Source organism: Clostridium sp. (assembly GCF_051650885.1).
In the GTDB taxonomy this organism is placed as follows: Bacteria; Bacillota; Clostridia; order Clostridiales; family Clostridiaceae; genus Clostridium.
Genome location: NZ_JBOFRG010000102.1, coordinates 1 through 1,732, shown reverse-complemented (window position 1 = coordinate 1,732; position 1,732 = coordinate 1). Strand labels below are relative to the sequence as shown.

At 32.4% G+C, this 1,732-nt stretch carries 2 protein-coding genes; both read right to left on the bottom strand.

All coding sequences use genetic code 11. The features are described 5' to 3' along the window. The coding region (locus ACRC28_RS04845) for a 4Fe-4S cluster-binding domain-containing protein (RefSeq protein ID WP_438542325.1) at positions 1-209 on the bottom strand (209 nt) is incomplete at its 3' end. Between the two features lie 372 nt (positions 210-581). Next, the coding region (gene nrdD / locus ACRC28_RS04840; RefSeq protein WP_438542324.1) for an anaerobic ribonucleoside-triphosphate reductase at positions 582-1,732 on the bottom strand (1,151 nt) is incomplete at its 5' end.

Genomic DNA, 1,732 nt, shown 5'->3' with positions numbered 1-1,732 from the left:
AGAATGCTAACACCTTTAATTTGAGGATTAGAAGCAGCTTTAATGAAGTTTTCTTCAGTTTCTTTAGTAAAAGTATTACCATAATTAAAATCTTGTTGAACATCATTAAAACAGCCCTTACATTTATGAGTACAACCACTTACAAAAAGAGTAGTTCTAACCCCAGGCCCATTAGTAACGTCAAATTTTCTTATTTGTGCATAATTCATTAAAATCACTCCTATATAGCAGAAAGAATGAAAAATCAAATATAATTTTTCATTCTTAATTTTAAATTTTTAATTATAAATGAAGAACACGCTCTCCGATTTCTTGAGTTCTTCCTTTATTCCAGAAATTTGTTCCTATATCCTTAGTATACCCTAACTTTCGTTATATTTATTCAGGGAGTGGACTATACCTTCATAATTTATATTATGTTGCCATTATAGTCTCTGAACCTTCCCATTAAAAATAATAGGCTTGGATGCTGATTGCCCAATCTACATAATTTTCAAGCATTCACACTTACTGTTTCCAGTTATGTTGTAGCTTATGTAGCTCTAAGGGGGTTCCAGCAGTTTCGGCAATTTAATGTGAGCCTATAGTGTTAACCCACAAGTTCTTCTCATAACTTGCATTTCATCTTGATCGCTATTTCCGCAAGATGGACAATGCCAAGTTAAATCTTCTTTGTTTAATTCTATTTCTCCAGTGAAGCCACATTTATAGCATACATCTGGTTTTGTGTTGATTTCAGCATATTGAATGTTGTGATATATAAAGTTAAGTATATCTTCAACAGCTTCAACGTTCTTACTCATATCAGGTACTTCAATATATGAAATACAACCACCTAAGCTTATATCATGGAATTGTGATTCAAATTTAAGCTTAGTAAATGCATCAATTTCTTCACAAACATGAACATGATATGAGTTTGTATAGTAAAGTCTATCAGTAACATTTTTGATTTTTCCAAATCTAGCTGTATCAACTCTACAGAATCTATAAATAAGACTTTCAGCAGGAGTTCCGTAAAGACCAAATGCTAAACCAGTTTCATTTTTCCATTCAGTACATTTATCATTCATATGATTCATAACTTCTAAAGCAAACTTTTCTCCTTCAGGAGTAGTATGAGACTGTCCAAGCATTGCATAAGTTAATTCACATATACCAACATATCCAAGTGAAATTGTTGAATAACCATCTTTAAGAAGTTTATCAATTTTTTCACCTTTCTTAAGTCTAGCTATACCACCATATTGCCAGTGAATTGGACTAGCATCAGATGGAATACCAAGAAGCATTTTATGTCTTGTAAGTAAAGCTTCACGACAAAGGTCTAATCTTTCATCAAAAATCTTCCAGAAAAGCTCCATATCACCTTGAGCAAGTATTCCTATTTGAGGAAGGTTAAGACTTACAACACCTTGATTAAATCTACCATACCACTTATAGTTTCCATTTTCATCCTTCCAAGGAGATAAATGTGAACGACATCCCATTGGTGGGAATGTATTTCCTTCATAATTCTTTCTCATTATCTTAGCACTTTGATAATCAGGAACCAATCTTTTAACTGTACATTTAGCAGCAAGTTTAGTTATGTAATCATACTTACCACCTTCTAAGCAGTTATGCTCATCTAAAAGGTAAACAAGTTTTGGGAAAGCTTCTCCAATCTCTTGTCCTCTGTAGTTTTTCATTCCTTCAAGTCTTTGTCTTATCATTTCTTCACAAATCAATG